The sequence below is a fragment of the Acinetobacter seifertii genome, assembly GCF_016064815.1.
Lineage (GTDB): Bacteria > Pseudomonadota > Gammaproteobacteria > Pseudomonadales > Moraxellaceae > Acinetobacter > Acinetobacter seifertii.
The window spans coordinates 1,474,993-1,495,352 of the sequence record NZ_CP065820.1; the positions used below are offsets into that span (position 1 = coordinate 1,474,993).

Sequence of the window (20,360 nt, forward strand, 5' to 3'; positions counted from 1 at the left end):
AAAACAACTTTTACTCTCACTACTAAGGTTAAAGAACATTTCTATAGGACATTACATAATGAAAATTCAAGGAAAACATTTCGTGATTACAGGTGGTGGCTCTGGTTTAGGAGCTGCAACGGCTGAATATTTAGTGCAACAAGGTGCCTCAGTCACATTAGTAGACATGAATGTAGAAGCAGGTGAGCAGCAGGCGAAACAGTTAGGGCCAAAAGCTGACTTTGTAAAACTTGATGTAACCGATGAAGTTGCTACTGAACAGTTCTTTAAAGATTTGTTGGTTAAACATGGTCATTTACATGGTTTGGTGAATTGTGCAGGTATTGGGCCTTCTGCAAAAGTAGTTGGTCGTGAGGGTGTTCATGACTTGGGATTATTTGCAAAGACTTTAAATATTAATGTCACAGGTACATTTAATATGCTGCGTTTTGCAGCAGATGCAATGAGTAAAAATACAGTTGAAGTAGGTGAAGAGGACCGTGGCGTTATTGTTAACACCGCTTCTGTTGCGGCATTTGACGGTCAAATTGGACAAGCAGCTTATTCTGCATCAAAAGGCGCTATTGTGGCGATGACTTTGCCAATTGCTCGTGAGCTAGCACGACATGCTATTCGTATTATGACCATTGCACCGGGAATTATGGAAACTCCAATGCTTAAGGGTATGCCACAAAATGTACAAGATGCTCTGGGGCAAATGGTGCCGTATCCATCTCGTTTAGGAAAACCAGAAGAGTTTGCTCGTTTGGTTGCTCATATTGCTGAAAATTCCTATTTAAATGGTGAAGTTATTCGTTTAGATGGTGCAATTCGTATGGCAGCAAAATAATAAAAATAAGGATGTTGAAATGATTCTAAATGCTGAACAAAGCATGGTTCAGGAGATGATGCGTAACTATGCGCAAAATCAGTTAAAACCAACAGCTGCACATCGCGATAAGACCCATGAATTTCCGGCTCAGGAGTTAAAAGATTTAGGTGCACTAGGCGCTATGGGGATGACTGTGCCCGATGAATGGGGCGGTGCCGGAATGGATTATGTATCTTTAGTACTCGCAATTGAGGAAATTGCTGCAGGTGATGGTGCTATTTCGACAATCGTCAGCGTACAAAACTCTTTGATTTGCGGTATTACACTGGCATACGGTTCAGAGCAGCAAAAACAAACCTATTTGCCAAAATTTGCTTCTGGCGAATGGCTAGGGTGCTTTTGTTTAACTGAACCACATGTTGGTTCCGATGCAAGCGCGATTTTATGTAAAGCCGAGCGAGATGGCGACCATTGGGTACTCAATGGCGTAAAGCAATTCATTACCAGTGGTAAAAATGCTCAAGTGGCTTTGGTATTTGCGGTTACAGATAAACAAGCTGGCAAAAAAGGCATTTCATGCTTTCTTGTACCGACCAATACACAAGGCTACTTGGTGACTCGAATTGAAGACAAAATGGGTCAACATGCTTCAGATACAGCAACTATTACTCTCGAAAACTGCCGAATTCCTTTAGAAAATTTGGTGGGACAAGAAGGTGAAGGTTATAAAATTGCGCTATCTAATTTAGCGGCCGGTCGTATTGGTATTGCGGCTCAATCTGTTGGTATGGCAAGAGCTGCTTTTGATGCAGCCGTGCAATACGCAAACGAGCGTAAGGCCTTCGGTGTAGAGCTGGTCCAGCATCAGGCGGTTGGTTTTCGCTTAGCTGATATGGCAACTCAGATTGAAGCGGCACATCAGCTAGTTTTGCACGCGGCAACTTTAAAAGATGCTGGGCTACCTTGTTTAAAAGAAGCCTCAATGGCGAAACTCTTTGCATCAACTATGGCTGAGCGAGTGTGTTCGGATGCAATCCAGATTCATGGCGGTTATGGATACGTCAGTGATTTCCCCGTTGAGAGAATTTATCGTGATGTCCGTGTAAGCCAGATTTATGAAGGTGCTTCTGATATTCAGCGCTTGGTGATTGCTCGTGAAGTGGCTCAAGTTTAGATCATAAGGCATTGAGTTTTTAAACTTAAAACTGCAAGAAGCCGCACACCATGTGCGGTTTCTTGCAATTGAAATGATGCATTTTTGCTATTAGTTTTGTTTTGAAATAGATGGAAAAGTTGAAGAAATATTCTTCGAGCTTTAGCTAAAACAATAACAGTCAGGACAGATTTTGTGGCTTTACACAAAATCAATCATCAAACGGAATGAAGGTGAGCATCATGAAAACTTTGGCAGAAGCTTATCAGCAATTTGATCTTGCAAAACTTATTGAAGGGCAACTTGTTGGGCATCCCCAAGCAATAAATGCTTATGTTGAGTGCTGTGAGCGTTATGTAGGAAAAAATAAAACAGCGCTTATTTGGGAAGGAAAAAACGGGCAGGCAGAGCACTATACCTTCGAACAACTTGCTGAGCTTTCTGGAAAACTTGCTAACTTCTTTAAAGCACAAGGAATTCAAGCTGGAGATTGTATTGCAGGACTTCTACCGAGAACGCCTGAGTTATTAATTACAATTTTGGCAGCGTGGCGCATTGGGGCTGTTTATCAGCCTTTATTTACTGCTTTTGAAGCAAAATCAATTGATCACCGTATTACGACTGCTCAAACGAAATTGATTGTGACTAATGATGAACAACGACCTAAACTGAATACTTTAAATATTCCGGTTATTGTCACTGTTCATCAGACTGGTCCTTTATCTGAACATGACTTCGATTTTTGGCAATCTTTACAACGCTATTCTGAGCAATGTGAGCCAGTAAATCGTAGCTTTGATGATGACTTTTTAATGATGTTTACCTCTGGTACGACTGGACTTGCGAAGTCTGTACCCGTTCCACTAAAAGCAATTTTGGCATTTAAAGGTTATATGACTCATGCTGTCGATTTGCGTGAAGAGGATATATTCTGGAATTTGGCAGATCCGGGCTGGGCGTATGGCTTGTATTATGGCATTACTGGGCCTTTAAGCTTGGGGCATAGCATTATTATGGATGAGCGCTCATTTAATGTTGACCAAGCCATTGAGCTGATCAAAAAATATAAAATAAATAATTTAACAGGATCGCCAACAGCATTTCGAATGTTCTTTGGGTTTAAGGAAAAATTTGACCCTTCAATTAAACAACATTTACGCGTAGTGAGTAGTGCAGGTGAGCCATTAACTCCTGAGGTTGTGAACTGGTTTAAACAGGATTTAGAGGTCAATATTTTTGATCAATATGGACAAACTGAACTCGGCATGGTGATTGCGAACCACCATGCGCTTGAGCACCCATTAAAAGTAGGTTCAGCTGGTTTTGCAATTCCTGGACATCGTTTTGCGGTATTAGACCAAAATTATCAAGAATTACCAACTGGTGGTGTTGGTATCTTGGCGATGGACTCGGAGCAATCGCCATTGATGTGGTTTAAAGGCTATGGTGGCAATAATCGAAAATCGTTTGTTGGTAAGTATTATTTAACAGGTGACACGGTCATTTTAAACGAACATGGCGGCATTGATTTTGTTGGTCGTGCTGACGATGTCATTACAACATCGGGCTACCGAGTTGGACCATTCGATGTTGAAAGTACTTTGTTAGAGTGTGAGGCGGTATTAGAGTCAGCAGTAATTGGTAAACCAGATCCGGAACGAACCGAAATAGTAAAAGCTTTTGTGGTGCTTAAACCTGCTTATCAAGCATGTGAAACATTAAAAGATAAACTACAGCAATATGTCCGTAACCGTTTATCTCGTCATGCTTATCCAAAAGAGATTGAGTTTGTGGACAGTCTACCGAAAACCACAAGTGGGAAAATTCAAAGAGGATTATTGAAGCAGCAAGAAATTGCAAAAATGCAGCAAGCTTATGCGAGCTAAATTGAAAAAAGAGAAATATTTAAATATTTCCCTTTATTTTTTATATTAGAGGTCGGCTTTCACTTCTTCACCAATCAAGTAAAACGTTCCACCAGCAATATAGTGCAAGCTACGAAGTTCTTTTGGTGCATCCTGAAAATACCAGTGCCCATCTCTAAAAACGCGACTATCTGCCCACGCACCTACAACAGAGCCAATAAATAAATCATGAGCTGACTGATTGTGCAGTTCAGGAATAAGTTTACAAACCAGCCATGCGATACAACCTGATACAAGTGGGCTACTCAGGCCTTCTTGATAGAAGAGTTCAACCCCACAGTGCTCAAGTTTTTGTGGATCATCTAATTTACTAATGGTGCCAAGTTGTTTGGTCATATTAAGCTGTGCATAGCAAGGAACTTGTAGTGTGAAATAGCCACTTTGCTCGACAAGCTGTCGGGTTTTCGTACTTTTATCTAAAACTACAGACACTTTGGCAGGTTTAAACTCTAATGCACATGCCCATGCGGCAGCCATTACATTGCGGTCATCACCATGTTGTGCAGAAACCAGCACAGTTGGACCATGATTTAATAAACGATAAGCTTTTTCTAACTCTACTGGTGCAATATATGATTGGGACATATTTAGCCTAAGTAACAAAGAAACTAATTCGTTCTATTGTTGCAGAAAGTTTGAAAGAAGTAATGTGAACAATAGAGCAGTAACCGAATAAAAAAACTGTTTCTATTTTATAGCTTTCATAATAATTGACTTAGTCATAAAATCATTTGGCTTCTAAGTGAAAGGATTAACGTGTGACTGAGCTTCAAGATATCGATTTTGTAGAGTTAAGTGATGAAGAAATGCATCTCTATAGCCGTCAGATTTTACTTGATGGATGGGATATTGAAGCTCAGGAAAAACTCAAACTTGCCAATGTGCTGATTGTGGGTGCTGGTGGCATAGGCTGTAGCAGTACAGAACTACTTGCACGAGCAGGAGTTGGGAAAATTACCCTCATTGATGCAGATACCATTGAGATAAGTAATTTACAGCGCCAAATCGCATTTGGTCATGAAGATATTGGTCGTTATAAAGCTGAAGTTCTAGCAAAACGGTTACAGAAAATTAACCCTTATATCTGTGTTGAATACTTTAATGAACGTTTAGACGAAAATAACATTGATAGACTTGTTGAACACCAAGACGTCGTTTTAGATGGTTGTGATAACTTTACAACTCGCTATTTAGTGAATAGTGCTTGTAAAAAGCATCAGGTCGCATTAATTAGTGCTTCTGCAATTGGCTTTCAGGCGCAAATGTTTATGGTCGAAGGTGATTCAGCTTGTTATGAATGTTTATTTCCAAAAGAACAGCATGATAATGAAGGCCTCCGTTGTGCAGAGTCAGGAGTGCTTGCAACTACTCCTGTGATGATAGCGTCATTACAAGCACATCACACTTTGTTATATTTAGGGCTTAATCGCACTCCTCTGAAACAAAAATTGTTACTTTGGGATGGATTAAATATGACACAACGTATTGTTAATTTTGATAAAGATATAAATTGTCCACTTTGTCAGGCAAGCTAATCAGCAAACAAAGCAAAATTTGCTACACTTGAGACGAATATTCTGGTTCTAAAGAAATATGAAAAAAAATATTTTATTTGATGGATTGCGCTCAGTTGCCCGTATCGGTGAAACCGCAGTGGTTGCTGCTAAAGCTGGTATTAAGTACGCAACTGATAAGCCAAGTAATGCCAAACTCATGCGTGAGACTTTTGAGTCGCTTGGCTCAACATATATTAAGCTTGGTCAGTTTATCGCGAGTACACCATCGCTATTTCCGCGTGAATATGTAGAAGAATTTCAAGGTTGTTTAGATCAGACACCAACTCTGCCATTTAGTTATATTCAAGGCGTGCTTGCCTCTGAATTTGAAGGGCGTGATTTAAACCAGATTTTTAGTTATATCGATGAAAAACCTTTAGCTTCTGCTTCAATTGCTCAGGTTCACGCAGCTAAACTGACCACAGGTGAAGATGTCGTTATAAAAGTACAAAAACCTGGCGTAGAAACTATTTTATACACTGACTTAAATGTGGTGCATTGGGCAGCCAAACTACTTGAACGTGCAGTCCCTAAAATCAAGTTTGCTGCTCTTTCTGACATTGTCGATGAAATTAAAACTCGTATGGTGCGTGAAGTCGATTTCATTGAAGAAGCCCAAAACTTAGATGACTTTATAGAATATTTAAATATTTCTCAAAACCACGCTGCGACAGCCCCTAAAGTTTATCATCAGTTTTCTACGCGTCGTGTGTTGACCATGCAGCGTTTATATGGTGTCTCTTTGACAGATTTTAGTGTGGTAAAACAATATGCTAAAGACCCATCACAAGTGCTGATTACTGCCATGAATACATGGTTTGGTAGTCTTATGCTCTGTAAGAGTTTCCACGCTGACTTACATGCTGGAAACCTAATGTTGCTTGAAGATGGTCGAATTGGTTTTATCGATTTCGGTATTGTGGGTCAGTTAAAGCCAGAAGTCTGGACAGCGTGTATCGCGTTTATGGATGCCTTACAAAAAACTGATTATCAGGCAATGGCTGAAAATATGCTGAAGATGGGCATGACCCATAACAAGGTCGATGTTGATGTATTGGCACAAGATTTGGAGCGCTTATTTAATGGCGTATTAATGGCCGATCCACAGCAAATTCTGTCTACCAATCCTGCCGATTTAAATGACATCATGATGGATATGGTAGGGGTTGGTGAGCGCCACGGTATTAAATTCCCTCGAGATTTTGCCTTATTATTTAAGCAAATGCTTTATTTCGATCGTTTTATGCGCGTACTCGCACCATATACTGATATTTATGCAGACCAACGTTTGAAAATGGTTCAAAATATGGAACCTGCTTCGTTGTTAAAGCACTAAGGTCAGTTTAAATTTATGGATGCCATTATTATTGAAGGCTTGAAGGTTGAGACAGTGATTGGCTGTTTCAACTGGGAAAGACAAATTATTCAACCTTTAATGTTGGATTTGACCATCCATAATGATTTGAGCCGAGCTGCAGCGTCTGACAAGCTTGAGGACACACTCAACTATGCCCAGATTTGTGAGTTATCGGCTCAAACCATTCAGCAAGCCAAACCTGAGTTAATCGAGCATGCAGCTCATCTAGTTTTGCAATGTTTATTTGAAACCTTTCCAACAATTGAAAAAATTACCATAACCATCCGTAAGCCAGCCATCATTGCAGAAGCTAATGCTGTAGGAATTCGTCTTGAACGCACCAGAAACAATTTTTGCACTCGCCCTAGCGAGTAATTTAGACGCAGATCAGCACTTTACTTTTGCTTATACGCAATTAGCAACTTTGGGAAAAGTGCAGTTTTCATCTGTTTATCAAATACCATGTCGAGATGGTATTGGAGATGATTATTGGAATTCAGCATGTCTATTAAAAAGCACTTTATCATCTGAACAAGTTGAATCTTTTTTAAAGAAACTTGAGTCAGATTCTGGACGTGTTCGCCCATCGCATCATATTTCTTTAGATGTAGATTTGATTGCATGGGGAAGTGATCTGGACCATATGCAATTTAATGCTAAAAAATTACCTTTAGCACTCGATGTAAAAATACCTTTATATGAACTTTGGCATTGTGAAAGTTTAAAGGTTGATAGTCCGCTTTATCCGGTCGTCAATTTTAAATTTTAAGGTCTTTCAAACTAAAATTTACGCAAAATTTACGCGGCCTTTGAGTTCCTCAATAGAGAATTTACGAGCATTTTATCCATACTGAAATCCACTAAATTAGTGTTACTTCAGGACAATAAAGATGCTTATAAATTCTCAAATGCGCATCTTGCATCAGTCTGGCATAGCCTTATGCGGACTAAAAACAAATGATATCTGTTCATCTCTCCTTATTTCCATTTTGGCAAATCAAGCCAAGGGGTATAGAGGAGAATAGCCATGTTAGAACTTATTCTTATTTTATTTATTGCTATTTTTTTAGCATGGTGCCTCAGTAAATATCTATCCAAAGTGATGGCAAATCAGCCGATGGTGGGCGATGGATTATTTCGTTGGATTGAAAATCCTGTATATCGCTTGTTAGGTATATCTCCGCAACAACAAATGAACTGGAAACAATATTCTTTAGCATTTGTTGTTAGCTGTATTTTTCTAGCTATAGCCGTTTTTGCTATTTTTATGACGCAAGCATGGCTACCTTTAAACCCAAATCATGCACCAAATATGAGTTGGGATTTAGCATTACACACGGTTATTTCATTTTTAACCAACACTAATCAACAGCATTATTCTGGTCAAGCTCAATTGTCTTATTTGTCGCAAATGACAGGTATTGTCGGTTTGCAAGTCATCACACCAATCATGGGGCTAGCTTTAGTTGTCGCGACCTTAAGAGCTTTCTTTTATCAACGTCCTAGCCATATTGCGGCTGATGTTGCCGAACAGCCAGATCAAATTTTAATTGGTAACTATTGGGCAGATGTGATCCGCCCTACAGTACGTTTCTTGCTACCACTCTGTTTTGTCTGGTCGTTATTGCTTAATAGCCAAGGCGTGCCAGCAACTTTCCAAGGTGGGCCGGAAGTACAAGTTATTGATAAAGCTAATACCGTACAAATCCAAAAAATTCCATTAGGTCCAGTTGCACCCATGGTTGCTGTTAAGCAATTGGGTAGTAATGGGGGCGGCTGGTATGGTCCAAATAGTGCTGCACCTTTAGAAAATCCAACGCCGCTATCTAACTTCTTGGAAATGATTGCGATTTTACTCATTCCAATCACAGTCATTTTTATGGTGGGACATTTCACTCAACGCAAAAAATTTGCCTATTTTGTGTTTGGTAGCATGCTTTTGATGTCAATTATTTCAGGTGCAGCAGCTGTCTGGTCTGAAAGTATGTCATCGACAGCATCGCAAATTGCTGTAATGGAAGGTAAAGAACAACGATTTGGAGCTGCATCATCAGCAGTGTGGGCTGCGCTTACCACACAAGTAAATAATGGTTCGGTCAATATGATGCATGATTCTTCTGCACCACTGACTGGGCTGGTTGAACTCATTAACATGTTGATTAATGCGATTTGGGGCGGTGTGGGCTGTGGTCTGCAACAGTTTATGATTTATCTGTTACTTGCGGTATTTATTGCAGGCTTAATGACAGGTCGTACACCTGAATTGTTTGGACGAAAAATTGAAGCAGCAGAGATCAAGTTACTTGCGATTATTATCTTAATTCAGCCTCTTATTATTCTGGCTTTTACAGCCTTGAGTCTTAGTATTCCGGGATTATCAGGTATTACAAACCCTGGACCACACGGTATTACCCAAGTGTTCTATGAATATGTCTCTGCATTTGCCAACAACGGTTCAGGCTTTGCAGGCCTTAAAAATACGACAGTCTGGTGGAATGTCACTTGTAGCATTGCACTTATTTTAGGGCGCTTCCCAGCATTAATTTTGCCATTAATGATTGCGACACGTTTAGCAGCAAAAAGAAAAGCACCCGAAACAACAGGTAGTCTTCAAGTTGAAACACCAACTTTTGCGTTAACACTGATTACGATTGTTGTATTGCTTACCTTATTACAATTTATGCCAGTTCTTGTCCTTGGGCCAATTGCCGATCAACTTTTGTTGGTTAAAGGCTAAGGAGGCGAGTGAAAATGAATACACAAACTCATGTAAATAGCCATAAAACGACTGTGGCAGTACCAAGTTTTGAAGTTTGGAAAAATGCTTTTGTAAAATTGCTACCACAGCATGCAATTAAAAATCCAGTTATGGCAATTGTATGGCTTGGAACAGTAATTACTGCGCTAAGTACCTTAATGGGATATGCCACACTGGTGTTTGGTTTGGTCGTCACAGCAATTTTGTTTATTACGATTTTGTTTGCTAACTATGCTGAAGCGGTTGCTGAGGCTAGAGGTCGTGGACAGGCATCTTCATTGCGTGCAGCAAGGGAAAACTTGACTGCCCGAAGACTTAATTCTTTGACAGACCGTCAAAGCACTCAAATTGCAGCTACTGAACTTCATTTAAATGATTATATTGAAGTTCATGCAGGTGAACTTGTTCCAGCCGACGGTGAAATTGTAGAAGGCTTTGCCACCATTAATGAATCGGCGGTTACAGGTGAGTCAGCACCCGTGTTACGTGAAGCTGGAACTGACCGTTCAGGTGTTATTGGCGGGACTAAAGTTCTTACAGATCGTATTGTTGTGCAAGTGACTGCGGAATCTGGTCAAAGCTTCTTGGACCGTATGATTGCTTTGGTTGAAGGTTCAAATCGTCAAAAAACACCGAATGAGATTGCACTTGGCTTCTTGTTAATGGTGATGACACTTACTTTTTTAATTGTGGTGATTAGCCTACCATTTATTGCTCATTATTTGCATATTGAACTTGATCCAGTTGTACTCGTAGCATTGTTAGTCTGTTTAATTCCAACAACCATTGGTGGCTTGTTACCTGCGATTGGTATTGCAGGTATGAACCGCGCGCTCAAAGCAAATGTTTTGGCGAAATCAGGTAAAGCTGTCGAAGTTGCAGGTGACATTGATGTGCTTTTACTCGATAAAACAGGAACCATTACTTATGGTGACCGTCAAGCAACCTCATTTTATCCTTTAACTTCTGTGACTGAATCTGAATTAAGAGCTGCTGCTTGGGTAAGCTCACTTGCCGACCCAACACCAGAAGGGAAATCGATTGTTAAGTTAGCAAAAGAACAAGGTTTAAAACAGCAAGAACCTGAGCAAGCCGAATTTATCTCTTTTAGTGCTTCAACTCGAATTTCCGGTGTGAATTTACCGAATGGTGAGCAAATTCGTAAAGGCGCTTTAGATGCAATCTTGAAATTTGTAGATGAAGATTATTCGCAAGATCTAGAGTTAAAAGCGCGTGTTGAACAAGTTGCCAAAAAAGGAGCTACACCTTTGGTCGTTGCTAATCAACATCATGTATTGGGTGTGATTGAACTCTCCGATGTGATTAAACATGGCATTAAAGAACGTTTTGCCCGTTTAAGAGAAATGGGCATCAAAACCGTCATGGTCACAGGTGATAACCCATTAACTGCTGCCGCGATTGCTGCTGAAGCTGGTGTAGATGACTATATTGCCGAAGCAAAACCAGAAGACAAATTGGCTTGCATTCGTACCGAACAACAACAAGGTCGTTTAGTTGCGATGGTTGGTGACGGAACCAACGATGCGCCAGCATTGGCACAAGCCGATATTGGTTTGGCTATGAACTCAGGTACACAAGCTGCTAAAGAAGCCGGCAATATGATTGATTTAGACTCCGACCCAACCAAACTACTCGCTGTGGTCGAGATTGGGAAACAGCAGTTGATTACCCGTGGTGCTTTAACAACATTTTCGTTAGCAAACGACGTCTCTAAATACTTTGCCATCTTGCCTGCATTGTTCGCTGCTGCGATTCCACAAATGCAAGTATTGAATGTAATGCACTTAGCAAGTCCAAGCAGCGCGATTTTATCGGCATTAATTTTTAACGCGATTATTATTCCGTTATTGATTCCAATCGCACTCCGAGGCGTGAAATTTAAACCTTCAACTGCAACTCAGTTACTACGCCGAAATATGTTGATTTATGGCGTGGGTGGTGTGGTTCTACCATTCATTGCCATCAAAGCGATTGATGTTGTGATTGTTCAATTATTTGGTTTGTAATCTGGAGTTTGAAATGAAAACTTATGCACAAAATTCAGAAGCAAATTTGGGTCAGACCTTGAGAGCATCTTTCGGACTTCTAATTTTTACCCTTGTCGGTTGTGGTGCTGTTTATAGTGCGATCGCTACAGGTGCGGGACAGGTGTTATTTAATAATCAAGCAAATGGTAGTTTGATTGAAATAAACCATAAAGTTCTAGGGTCAAAATTAGTCGCTCAGCCATTTGTTGGAGAGGCTTATTTTCATCCACGTCCTTCAGCGGTTGCTTATGACCCAATGTCTATGGGGGCCACAAACTTAGCCCTTACCAATCCAGAGCTTCAAAAACAAATTGATGCTCAGATTCTTGCGGTTAAACAACAAGACCACACAGGTAATGTCCCTATTCCAAGTGATTTAGTGACTAAATCGGGGAGCGGTATCGATCCGCATATTAGCCCTGAATCTGCTCAGTTACAGGTTGCCAGAGTGGCTCAAGCGCGTCATTTAGACCCTAAAGTTGTAGAAGAGTTGCTCCAAAAGCATATTGAACCAGTTCAGTTTGGTGTACTAGGGCAAGCTCGTGTTAATGTATTAGAACTCAATATCGCTTTAGATCAATTACAAGCTACACATTAACTTGAAAATAAAATTGTTAGTTTACCGGATGATATCAAGTGCAAAGCAATCGCGAAAATCAGGCTGAAGCCTTATTAAATCATGTCAACAGATATCAAGCCGGTCGACTAACGGTCTTTCTCGGTGCAGCGCCCGGTGTCGGCAAAACCTATGCTATGCTTGCCCGCGCTAAAGAGTTATATCAACAGGGTACAGATGTTGTTGTGGGTATTGTTGAAACCCACGGAAGAATAGAAACTCTAAAAATTTTGGAAGGGTTGCCTCAAATTGCTAGAAAGGAAATGCAATATCAGGGGCATACTTTAGAAGAAATGGACTTGGATGCTATTTTACTCAGGCATCCGGAAATTGTTTTAGTTGATGAGTTGGCTCATCGCAATATACCAAATAGTCGCCATGAACGACGGTGGCAAGACGTCAATGAATTGCTAGACGCTGGTATTGATGTATTTACCACCATGAATATTCAGCATTTAGAAAGCTTAAACGATGTGGTATATCAGATTACGGGCATTCGAGTAAATGAAACTGTACCAGATCGGGTATTTGATCGTATTCGAGACATTCGTTTAATTGATTTACCTGTTAGTGAACTCATTGAAAGGCTCCATCAAGGAAAAGTTTATGTGCCAGAGCAAGCGAATCTGGCATTACAAGGCTTTTTTAGCATTTCAAACTTAACTGCATTGCGTGAACTGGCAATGCAATGCGTTGCTGAGCATGTCGATTTAGATTTAAAACAGAGTTACACCTCTAAGGGTTTGAAGTCTATCTCGTTGCAAAATGAATTGATGATTGCGATAGATGGGCAAGGTTCATCTGAATATTTAGTGCGGGCAGGTTGTCGGTTAGCTGAACGCTACGGAGCAACATGGACTGTAGTGAATGTTGCTAAACATTTGGACTTTGGGCAGAGTTCAGGAAATTCATATAAAAAAGAATATATTGAAATTGACCGAGCATTTGAGCTGGCTCGCCAACTCGGTGGTCGAACAGAAGTCTTATATGGGCATCGAGTTGCGTCAGTGTTAATGGATGCTGCACTTGATCGAGGTATTTCCAATCTGGTCATTGGTAAAAGTATTTCGCCGTGGTGGTTAAAGTTATTTAAGAAAAATTTAGCTCAGCAATTATTAAATCAAGAAAATTCGATTGCTTTAACCATTTTGCATCCAGAACAGGGCACTAAAAAGACAACTCAACTTGAAAAGCCATCATTTTTATCATTAAAAGAAAGTGTTTTTGTTTTAGCGGTTACATGTGTCAGTATTTTTATAGCTCACTTTGCCGAAGTTCTATTGGGTATTGAAGATTTTTCTGTCATTTTTATTATTTCAGTTTTAATTGTAGCAACCAAAACTAGAATGCTTGCTGCAGTAGTAGCCGCTCTTATTTGTTTCTTAGCCTATAATTTTTTCTTTATAGCACCACGTTTTACATTTCAAATTTCAGCACACCAAGGTGTAGTTACCGTTGTTGCCTTTTTTGCAGCAGCGTTAATCGCTGGACGTTTGGCCTCTCAATTACGTCAGCAGGTTTTGTCTTTAAAAGCTGCCAATGCCTACACCACAGTGATGCAAGACTTGGCACGTAAGCTTTCTAGTGCGGTGAACCTTGAAGAAGTCATGCAAACAGGACGTATGACTTTGGAAACCCAGCTTCAAACTAAAGTGTGGATTTCTATTCAAGATAGAGTCATTTCATCTGATATTGAGCTAAACGATAAAGAAAAAGTAGCCGCAGAATGGTGCTTAAAACATCAACAACCGTGCGGGCGTTTTACCGATACTCTTAGTCAGTCGAATTGGTGGTTTTTACCTCTTTTAGAACAGAAAAATAGCCTAGGTATAGTGGGAATTTACTTTAAGGATGACGTAGTTTCTCTAAATTTTGAGCAAAAGAAACTGACGGAAAGTGTAATCGAATATATTGCACAGGCAGTACTTCGAACCCAATTGGTCAATGAACTTGAACAAGCAAAAGTCACCAGTGAAACAGAGCGCTTACGTTCAGCTTTATTATCTTCGGTATCGCATGATTTACGTTCACCACTTGCCTCTATTATTGGGGCAGCAGACACGCTTGCCAATTTTAAAGCTGATATGTCAGAACAAGACCAGCAAGACCTGCTTGAAACAATTCATTTAGAAGGTGAGCGTTTAGACCGTTATATTCAAAACTTGCTTGATATGACACGCTTAGGTCACGAAGGCTTAACTTTAAAAAGAGACTGGATTGGGGTAGATGAATTAATTGGTTCGGCAACCCGCCGTTTAAAGCGTTATAAACCAGATACTCAAGTGATGGTTCAGTTACCTGAGAAACCCATTAGTTTGTATGTTCACCCAGCGCTGGTAGAGCAAGCTATTTTTAATGTTTTAGAAAATGCTGCAAACTTTTCACCTCCAGATGAATCAGTTATGGTTCGTGCTCAACTTTCATTAGAAGATGAAGTAAAAATTGAAATTGAAGATAGAGGTGCGGGAATTCCTGAAGACGAAAGACATCGTATTTTTGATATGTTTTATACGATGGAACGAGGAGACCGTGGAAAATTTGGTACTGGTTTAGGGCTTACAATCGTAAAAGCGATTATTGGTGCTCATATGGGTACAATAGAAGCATTTTCAGGGCGCCAAAATAAAGGTACTTTAATTCAAATCAGATTACCCATTCACCCAGTAAAAGAATAAGTTGTAAATTCATGATAAGTTCCGAAACATCACCTGTAGAAACACGCATTGTGATTATTGATGATGAGCCTCAAATTCGTAAATTTTTAGACATTGCTTTAAGAACTCAAAAATATAAAACCACGCTCTGCGAAACGGGTTATAAAGGTCTAGAAACTTTAGCAACACAAGGGGCTGATTTGGTTATTCTAGATTTGGGCTTACCCGATTTAGATGGGAAAGAAGTCCTTCAAGAGTTACGCAGCTGGTCAAATGTGCCGGTTATTGTGTTATCTGTACGCGCTGATGAATACGAAAAAGTTGCTTTGTTAGATGCTGGCGCAAATGATTACATGACCAAGCCTTTTAGTGTGCAAGAGCTTTTGGCGCGCATTCGTGTCATATTAAGAAATCAACCAATCCAGCAAGAAGCGCATATTTATGACGATGGTTATCTCAAAGTTGATGTTACGCAACGTTTGGTTTGGGTCGAGCAGCAGCCAATTACGTTAACTCGAAAAGAATTTCAACTTTTGACCCTATTAATGCGCTATCAAGGACAGCTTTTAACCCAGCCACAGCTCTTAAAAGAACTGTGGGGGCCAACCCATCAGGAAGATACGCATTATTTACGTATTTTAGTAGGCAAGTTGCGAAGTAAACTGGGAGATAACGCAATTCAGCCACGCTATATTGCTACTGAACCTGGTGTGGGATTACGCTTTTTAGCTAAACAGAAAAATAATTAATGAGATATAAAAAAACCTTAGGGTATTTCTCCCTAAGGGTTTGCAAAGTGGTTTATAGTTTTTTTGCTTTTTTTATTTATATATCCCAATGTTGTTCTGCTTCAGTCATTTGGCTGTAAATATTTTGATATTCAGCCTGCTTAACCGTGTACCAATGTTCTACAAAGTCTGCCCCTAAATACCCTTTTAAAATAAGACTTCCTTTAAATATTTTTAAGGCTTCCGGCTGATTGTTGGCTAATAAAATGTGCTCATCTTGAAACTTCAAAAGATGTGCAGGTTTTGGTAGCGGTAACTTATGAGATAAGCCATAAGATACGCCCGCTAAAATAGTGGCTGTAACCAGATAGGGGTTACAGTCAGCTCCAGCAACCCGATATTCTAAGCGTTGATTTTGCACATCTGAGCATGGAATTCGGATTGCGACATTACGGTTATTGGTATCCCAATTGGCTTCTAATGGCACATGATGACCAATTTTAAAACGTCTATAAGAATTAATATTAGGTGCTAAAATCGCCATAGATGCAGGCATTAACTCAATGAGTCCGCTAATCGCGCTGAGTAATTTGGCTGCCAGCTCATCTTTTTCTTCTTCTGAGCTAAATATATTTTCATGGTATTGATTAAGCAGACTCATATGAAAATGCATGCCACTTCCAGCTTTTGCCAAGTTCGGTTTCGCCATGAAACAAGCAGTTAAGTCATGCTTTCTTGCGACTTGTTTTACAATTCTTTTTAAAGCATTAATTTGATCGCATAGCTTCAAAATGTCATGGCTGTGTTGCAGATTTAATTCATATTGTCCAGGAGATGACTCTGCAACAATAGCGGTAATTTCAATAGATTGCAGTAGAGCGGCTTTTTCAACTTCATCTAGGACTTGTTGATAATTATTTGGCGCATCTATATCAAAGCATTGGTTTTCTATACATGTGTCAGCCTGATGCTGAGGTGAGAAAAGATAAAACTCTAGCTCGGCAGCCATGACAGGAAAGTAATTATTAGCATGTAACTGATTTAATATTTTTTTTAATATATTGCGTGGTTCATAACGGCAGTCTGTACCATCTTCTTCTTGCATGGATAGGTAAAGCTGAGCATTTAATTCAGGAGATAAAGCACTAGGTTGTAAACTGCCTAAAATGGGTAGACAAAGTCTATCTGGTTCACCAATATATTTTCCTAAGCCTGTCTCTTCAATCACTTTACCATCAAGACTCATGGCATAAACAGAAAGTGGAAAATAACATCCATTCGATAGATTTTTTAGACTTTTAACATCAATACGTTTACCACGAATATGCCCGTTTAGATCGTGTAGACAAATATCAATGTGTTGAGTCTGAGGATATAAACTTAAATATTCATCAACTTCTTTTAAAAAAAGTTCTGAGTTAAACGTATGGATTTGCGTTTGGGGAATAAAATCATCTGATATTTTAAATGCCTTAAAGTGAGAATCTTTTAAGTTTAAATTGGGGTAAATAAGCGTACTCATTATAAAAAACCTTGGTGGTTATTTAACTCAAATCCTACCTGAGCCTTTGAAGGAAATCGCGTAAAAAAAGAGTAAAAAAGGTTGAAGAATGTTTTATGAAAAATTTAATTTTTTATATTTATAATCAATGTATTGGGATTTATTTTGATAATGGATTTTTAAAGTAAAATTAGCGTATATGAATAGTCGGAGAGATATAAAACTTCTACGGATTTCACTTTTTAAAGTTAAATGTGGTTGGAAATTGAACTCTATCATTTGGTCAGATGGTGAAACTGATTTAAACTTAAAATGCTTATCCAGTTAAACATTTATGTATAAGTCTCGAATAAAGTAGGACTTATATAGGTATGTAATGGAATTTTATTTTTTGCGTTTTTTTAATTTTATTTTTGAGTTCTCTTAATATGAAAAATATCGGTTTAGCCATTTTAGCAATCAGCCTTTCAGGTTGTGCTGCAATGAGCGTAGAAGAATGTAAAACTGCGAATTGGTCATTAGTGGGTGAGAAAGATGGAGCAAAAGGTTCTTCACCGCGCTTAGATCAATATTACAAAGCATGTGGAAAAGCTAATATTGTTCCAGATCAAAAGTCATATGAACGTGGCTACAAAGAAGGTCTAGGGTATTATTGCCAGCCATCAAACATTTTTTATAACGCTTTAGAGGGGAACGGCAATATTAATGTATGCCCAATCGAGCAGCGTAATCGTTTAAGACCTTATTATCGAGCTGCTTCCGACTACTACAATGCAAAAAATGAATATGACCGTTATGACGAAAAGTTTAAGCAGTATTCTGACAGTGCTTATAATGAAAAATTGAAGCCAGAAGAGCGTGAACGTTATCGTAAGCTTTTAAGAGAACTACAAATTGATCGTGACCGTATTAATCGTAACTATTGGAACTCAATTCGAGATATTGAACGTTTCAAATACGATCACGGATTAAAATAATATTTGAGAAAAGGATTGATCTGGTCAAGATCAATCCTTTATTTTTTTTAAAGGTAATAACTGGTTTTTGTCATTAACTTTGAAATAGCGGTCATACTGATTTTTACCGCATAAGGTAATTCAACACCACCTGCTTCGAGCGCTGTATGACGATGATGTAATTCATCTTCATTCATTTGCTCTAAAATTTTACGAGAGCGTTCATCTTGAGCAGGTAATTGGTTTAAATGGTCTTGCAAATGCATGCTTACCTGACGCTCAGTTTCAGCAACAAAGCCTAAGCTATATTTATCACCAGCAATACCTGCAAGAGCACCCATACCATATGACAACCCGTACCAGATAGGGTTTAATAAACTTGTATGGCTATTCAACTCTTTTAGACGATCTTCGCACCAAGCTAAATGATCTTGTTCTTCAATCGCTGCCTGTTGCATTTCGCGGCGCACATTCGGTAACTTCGCCGTTAATGCTTGTCCATGATAAAGCGCTTGAGCACATACTTCACCACTATGGTTAACACGCATTAAGCCCGCAACATGACGAGCATCTTCTACCCCAAGTTTTGTTTCAGCCGTTTCAGCTGGGTTTTGGCGCTGAGCTGCTGTTGCACCCGGAACAAGACTACGTAATGCCTGATCAAAGGAGTTAATAAGTTGATCAATTCCTGTGTAGTGGCGCATAAATTAGTCCTCCAAAGAAAGATGTGCTGTGGCAAGCATCGGTTTTAGTCGGGCGAGAAGCCAGATACTAAAGATTGCACTAAGTACAGCTGTAATAATAAATAGTATTTTAATATCAATTTTTAAAACACTTAAGATTAAGATTGAGAAAATTGCAGAAGAAACCATGAATACAGCATTTAAAATATTATTCGCTGCAACAACACGGGCACGATGTGAGCGTGGCGAGTAAGCCTGCATCATGGCATATAAAGGAACAATATAAAAACCACCACTAATACCCAATAAAGTAACAGCAATCATGACGTGGTAGTAAACCCAACCTTGAGTGAAAATATCTTTTAAGGTCAGTAATGCTCCAGTTCTTTCAGGTACAAAAGCTAGACTGGCTGCAAGGTAAAGTGCAAAAACAGTAAGGCCAATTGCACCGATTGGCACCATTTTAATATTAATTTCCGAACCACCAATTTTACGGCAAAGTAATGAACCAACACCAATTCCAACCGAGAAGAAGGTGAGTAACAGGCTAACTACATTTTCCGATGCATGAAGATTTTGCTGAGTCAGCTGCGGAATTTGCGTTAAATAAGTTGCCCCATAAAACCAGTACCACGAGTTACCTAATAAAATTGTGAACACTAACGGTAAACTTTTGGCATATGTAATGGTTTGGAAGCTTGTCCGAATAAAGTTCCAGTCTATATCTAAATCTGGCGCAGCAACTTTCTGTGGCAAAATAAAGCGACTAAACACATAGCCTATGCAAGCAATAGCGACTACAGTCAGACTAATCCACAGCAAATTGCCTTCTGATGATGCAATTACGGCACCACCTAAAATCATACCGAACAAGATTGCCATCGATGTACCAGATTGAAATAAGGCATTACCCGACATGAGTTCGTTTGGTTTTAAAATTTCAGGCAAAATGGCATATTTAATTGGGCCAAAGAAAGTTGAATGTGTACCCATTAAAAATAAGGCGAAGAGTAGCAACCATAAATGCCCCAATAAAAAGCCAGCAGAACCAATGAGCATAATAATAATTTCTAAGATTTTTATGCCGCGTACAAGTTGTGATCGTTCGTATTTGTCTGCAATTTGTCCAGCAGTTGCTGAAAAAAAGAAATATGGCAATATAAACAATAATGCTGCTAAATTATTGAGTGTACTTACTGGGGCAGATTGTTGTTGAATCCAACCATACGTAATGACTAACAATAAAGCTTGCTTAAAAACATTGTCATTTAATGCGCCAAAAAACTGTGTAAAAAACATCGGTACAAACCGACGTGATGTCATCAGGGATTCATCTTGTTTCATCATGTGCAAGCTTCATTGAGTTTTATTAAAAAATGTGACCGAGTGTTAATTTGCATCGAAAACCATGTATGATATTTTTAACGCTTGATTAAATGAAAAATCAATGGTTTCGAGTGAGTTTTATCCTCATATTGGTGCGTTTATTAAAAAATAAGTTTAGAGTTTTCCATGCCTTCTAAAATTAAGTTTAAACAGTCAACTCTTTCTCACTCTATGCATTTAATCTTAAAAATGCAGAGTATACCTAAACTTATTTGTAGCAGCTTATTG

17 protein-coding genes are annotated in these 20,360 nt (G+C 39.1%); 13 read left to right on the plus strand and 4 right to left on the minus strand.

Translation table 11 applies throughout. The features are described from left to right. Positions 1–58 precede the first annotated feature (58 nt). From I8T81_RS06990 to I8T81_RS07000, 3 genes are all read left to right on the plus strand, one after another. Positions 59–829 (plus strand): 3-hydroxyacyl-CoA dehydrogenase, encoded by a 771-nt coding sequence (locus I8T81_RS06990; RefSeq protein ID WP_198072441.1) that lies wholly within the window; start codon positions 59–61, stop codon positions 827–829. Between the two features lie 19 nt (positions 830–848). Then, positions 849–1,985 carry an acyl-CoA dehydrogenase family protein gene (locus tag I8T81_RS06995; RefSeq protein ID WP_032001313.1) on the plus strand — a complete coding sequence of 379 codons (1,137 nt, stop codon included), beginning with the start codon at positions 849–851 and terminating at the stop codon, positions 1,983–1,985. Positions 1,986–2,206: 221 nt separating this feature from the next. Then, positions 2,207–3,850, plus strand: coding sequence for an AMP-binding protein (locus tag I8T81_RS07000; RefSeq protein WP_198072442.1), 1,644 nt, complete (start codon positions 2,207–2,209; stop codon positions 3,848–3,850). Positions 3,851–3,895: 45 nt separating this feature from the next. Here the strand turns inward: I8T81_RS07000 and I8T81_RS07005 are convergent, their stop codons facing one another. Further along, positions 3,896–4,474: a flavin reductase family protein gene (locus I8T81_RS07005; protein ID WP_198072443.1), complete on the minus strand. Its 579-nt coding sequence runs from the start codon at positions 4,472–4,474 to the stop codon at positions 3,896–3,898. Between the two features lie 173 nt (positions 4,475–4,647). Here I8T81_RS07005 and I8T81_RS07010 point away from each other — a divergent pair, with 173 nt between their 5' ends. The 9 genes from I8T81_RS07010 (at position 4,648) to I8T81_RS07050 (ending at position 15,627) form a co-directional block, all read left to right on the plus strand. After that, positions 4,648–5,424: a HesA/MoeB/ThiF family protein gene (locus tag I8T81_RS07010; RefSeq protein WP_198072444.1), complete on the plus strand. Its 777-nt coding sequence runs from the start codon at positions 4,648–4,650 to the stop codon at positions 5,422–5,424. A 58-nt stretch (positions 5,425–5,482) separates the two neighbouring features. After that, entirely contained in the window at positions 5,483–6,781 is a 1,299-nt protein-coding gene (locus I8T81_RS07015) for an ABC1 kinase family protein (protein ID WP_198072445.1), read from the plus strand. A 15-nt stretch (positions 6,782–6,796) separates the two neighbouring features. Beyond that, positions 6,797–7,177 carry a dihydroneopterin aldolase gene (gene folB, locus I8T81_RS07020; protein ID WP_004700874.1) on the plus strand — a complete coding sequence of 127 codons (381 nt, stop codon included), beginning with the start codon at positions 6,797–6,799 and terminating at the stop codon, positions 7,175–7,177. After that, a complete protein-coding gene (locus I8T81_RS07025; protein WP_198072446.1) occupies positions 7,134–7,571 on the plus strand; it encodes a 2-amino-4-hydroxy-6-hydroxymethyldihydropteridine diphosphokinase in 438 nt (145 codons plus the stop codon). Before folB ends, I8T81_RS07025 begins: the two co-directional genes overlap by 44 nt. Positions 7,572–7,829: 258 nt before the next feature. Next, positions 7,830–9,539, plus strand: coding sequence for a potassium-transporting ATPase subunit KdpA (gene kdpA, locus I8T81_RS07030; protein WP_198072447.1), 1,710 nt, complete (start codon positions 7,830–7,832; stop codon positions 9,537–9,539). Positions 9,540–9,547: 8 nt separating this feature from the next. Next, positions 9,548–11,587, plus strand: coding sequence for a potassium-transporting ATPase subunit KdpB (gene kdpB, locus I8T81_RS07035; protein WP_198072448.1), 2,040 nt, complete (start codon positions 9,548–9,550; stop codon positions 11,585–11,587). Between the two features lie 13 nt (positions 11,588–11,600). Next, on the plus strand, positions 11,601–12,206 hold the full coding sequence (gene kdpC / locus I8T81_RS07040; protein WP_198072449.1) for a potassium-transporting ATPase subunit KdpC: 606 nt from the start codon (positions 11,601–11,603) through the stop codon (positions 12,204–12,206). A gap of 38 nt (positions 12,207–12,244) precedes the next feature. Continuing rightward, on the plus strand, positions 12,245–14,899 hold the full coding sequence (locus I8T81_RS07045; protein ID WP_198072450.1) for a sensor histidine kinase: 2,655 nt from the start codon (positions 12,245–12,247) through the stop codon (positions 14,897–14,899). A gap of 11 nt (positions 14,900–14,910) precedes the next feature. Next, a complete protein-coding gene (locus I8T81_RS07050; RefSeq protein WP_198072451.1) occupies positions 14,911–15,627 on the plus strand; it encodes a response regulator in 717 nt (238 codons plus the stop codon). A gap of 76 nt (positions 15,628–15,703) precedes the next feature. Here the strand turns inward: I8T81_RS07050 and I8T81_RS07055 are convergent, their stop codons facing one another. Then, complete coding sequence (locus I8T81_RS07055) at positions 15,704–17,128, minus strand: glutamine synthetase family protein (protein WP_191017126.1); 1,425 nt, start codon at positions 17,126–17,128, stop codon at positions 15,704–15,706. Between the two features lie 407 nt (positions 17,129–17,535). On the opposite strand from I8T81_RS07055, the gene I8T81_RS07060 reads away from it, so the two are divergent. After that, positions 17,536–18,084, plus strand: a complete 549-nt coding sequence (locus I8T81_RS07060) for a DUF2799 domain-containing protein (protein ID WP_077162875.1) — start codon at positions 17,536–17,538, stop codon at positions 18,082–18,084. 47 nt (positions 18,085–18,131) lie between these two features. Here the strand turns inward: I8T81_RS07060 and coq7 are convergent, their stop codons facing one another. Together coq7 and I8T81_RS07070 are read right to left on the minus strand one after the other, a co-directional pair. Then, the gene (coq7, locus tag I8T81_RS07065) at positions 18,132–18,767 is read right to left on the minus strand and encodes a 2-polyprenyl-3-methyl-6-methoxy-1,4-benzoquinone monooxygenase (RefSeq protein WP_004700887.1); all 636 of its coding nucleotides are present in this window, start codon (positions 18,765–18,767) and stop codon (positions 18,132–18,134) included. A gap of 3 nt (positions 18,768–18,770) precedes the next feature. Continuing rightward, the gene (locus I8T81_RS07070; protein WP_004700889.1) at positions 18,771–20,093 is read right to left on the minus strand and encodes an MFS transporter; all 1,323 of its coding nucleotides are present in this window, start codon (positions 20,091–20,093) and stop codon (positions 18,771–18,773) included. Positions 20,094–20,360 lie beyond the last annotated feature (267 nt).

Coding starts and splice junctions, on each gene's coding strand:
- I8T81_RS07070 (WP_004700889.1), bottom strand. CDS start 20,093: ATGATGAAACAAGATGAATCCCTGATGACATCACGTCGGTTTGTACCG.
- I8T81_RS07000 (WP_198072442.1), top strand. CDS start 2,207: ATGAAAACTTTGGCAGAAGCTTATCAGCAATTTGATCTTGCAAAACTT.
- folB (WP_004700874.1), top strand. CDS start 6,797: ATGGATGCCATTATTATTGAAGGCTTGAAGGTTGAGACAGTGATTGGC.
- I8T81_RS07060 (WP_077162875.1), top strand. CDS start 17,536: ATGAAAAATATCGGTTTAGCCATTTTAGCAATCAGCCTTTCAGGTTGT.
- I8T81_RS07005 (WP_198072443.1), bottom strand. CDS start 4,474: ATGTCCCAATCATATATTGCACCAGTAGAGTTAGAAAAAGCTTATCGT.
- I8T81_RS06990 (WP_198072441.1), top strand. CDS start 59: ATGAAAATTCAAGGAAAACATTTCGTGATTACAGGTGGTGGCTCTGGT.
- I8T81_RS07050 (WP_198072451.1), top strand. CDS start 14,911: ATGATAAGTTCCGAAACATCACCTGTAGAAACACGCATTGTGATTATT.
- I8T81_RS07055 (WP_191017126.1), bottom strand. CDS start 17,128: ATGAGTACGCTTATTTACCCCAATTTAAACTTAAAAGATTCTCACTTT.
- I8T81_RS06995 (WP_032001313.1), top strand. CDS start 849: ATGATTCTAAATGCTGAACAAAGCATGGTTCAGGAGATGATGCGTAAC.
- kdpA (WP_198072447.1), top strand. CDS start 7,830: ATGTTAGAACTTATTCTTATTTTATTTATTGCTATTTTTTTAGCATGG.
- I8T81_RS07015 (WP_198072445.1), top strand. CDS start 5,483: ATGAAAAAAAATATTTTATTTGATGGATTGCGCTCAGTTGCCCGTATC.
- coq7 (WP_004700887.1), bottom strand. CDS start 18,767: ATGCGCCACTACACAGGAATTGATCAACTTATTAACTCCTTTGATCAG.
- kdpC (WP_198072449.1), top strand. CDS start 11,601: ATGAAAACTTATGCACAAAATTCAGAAGCAAATTTGGGTCAGACCTTG.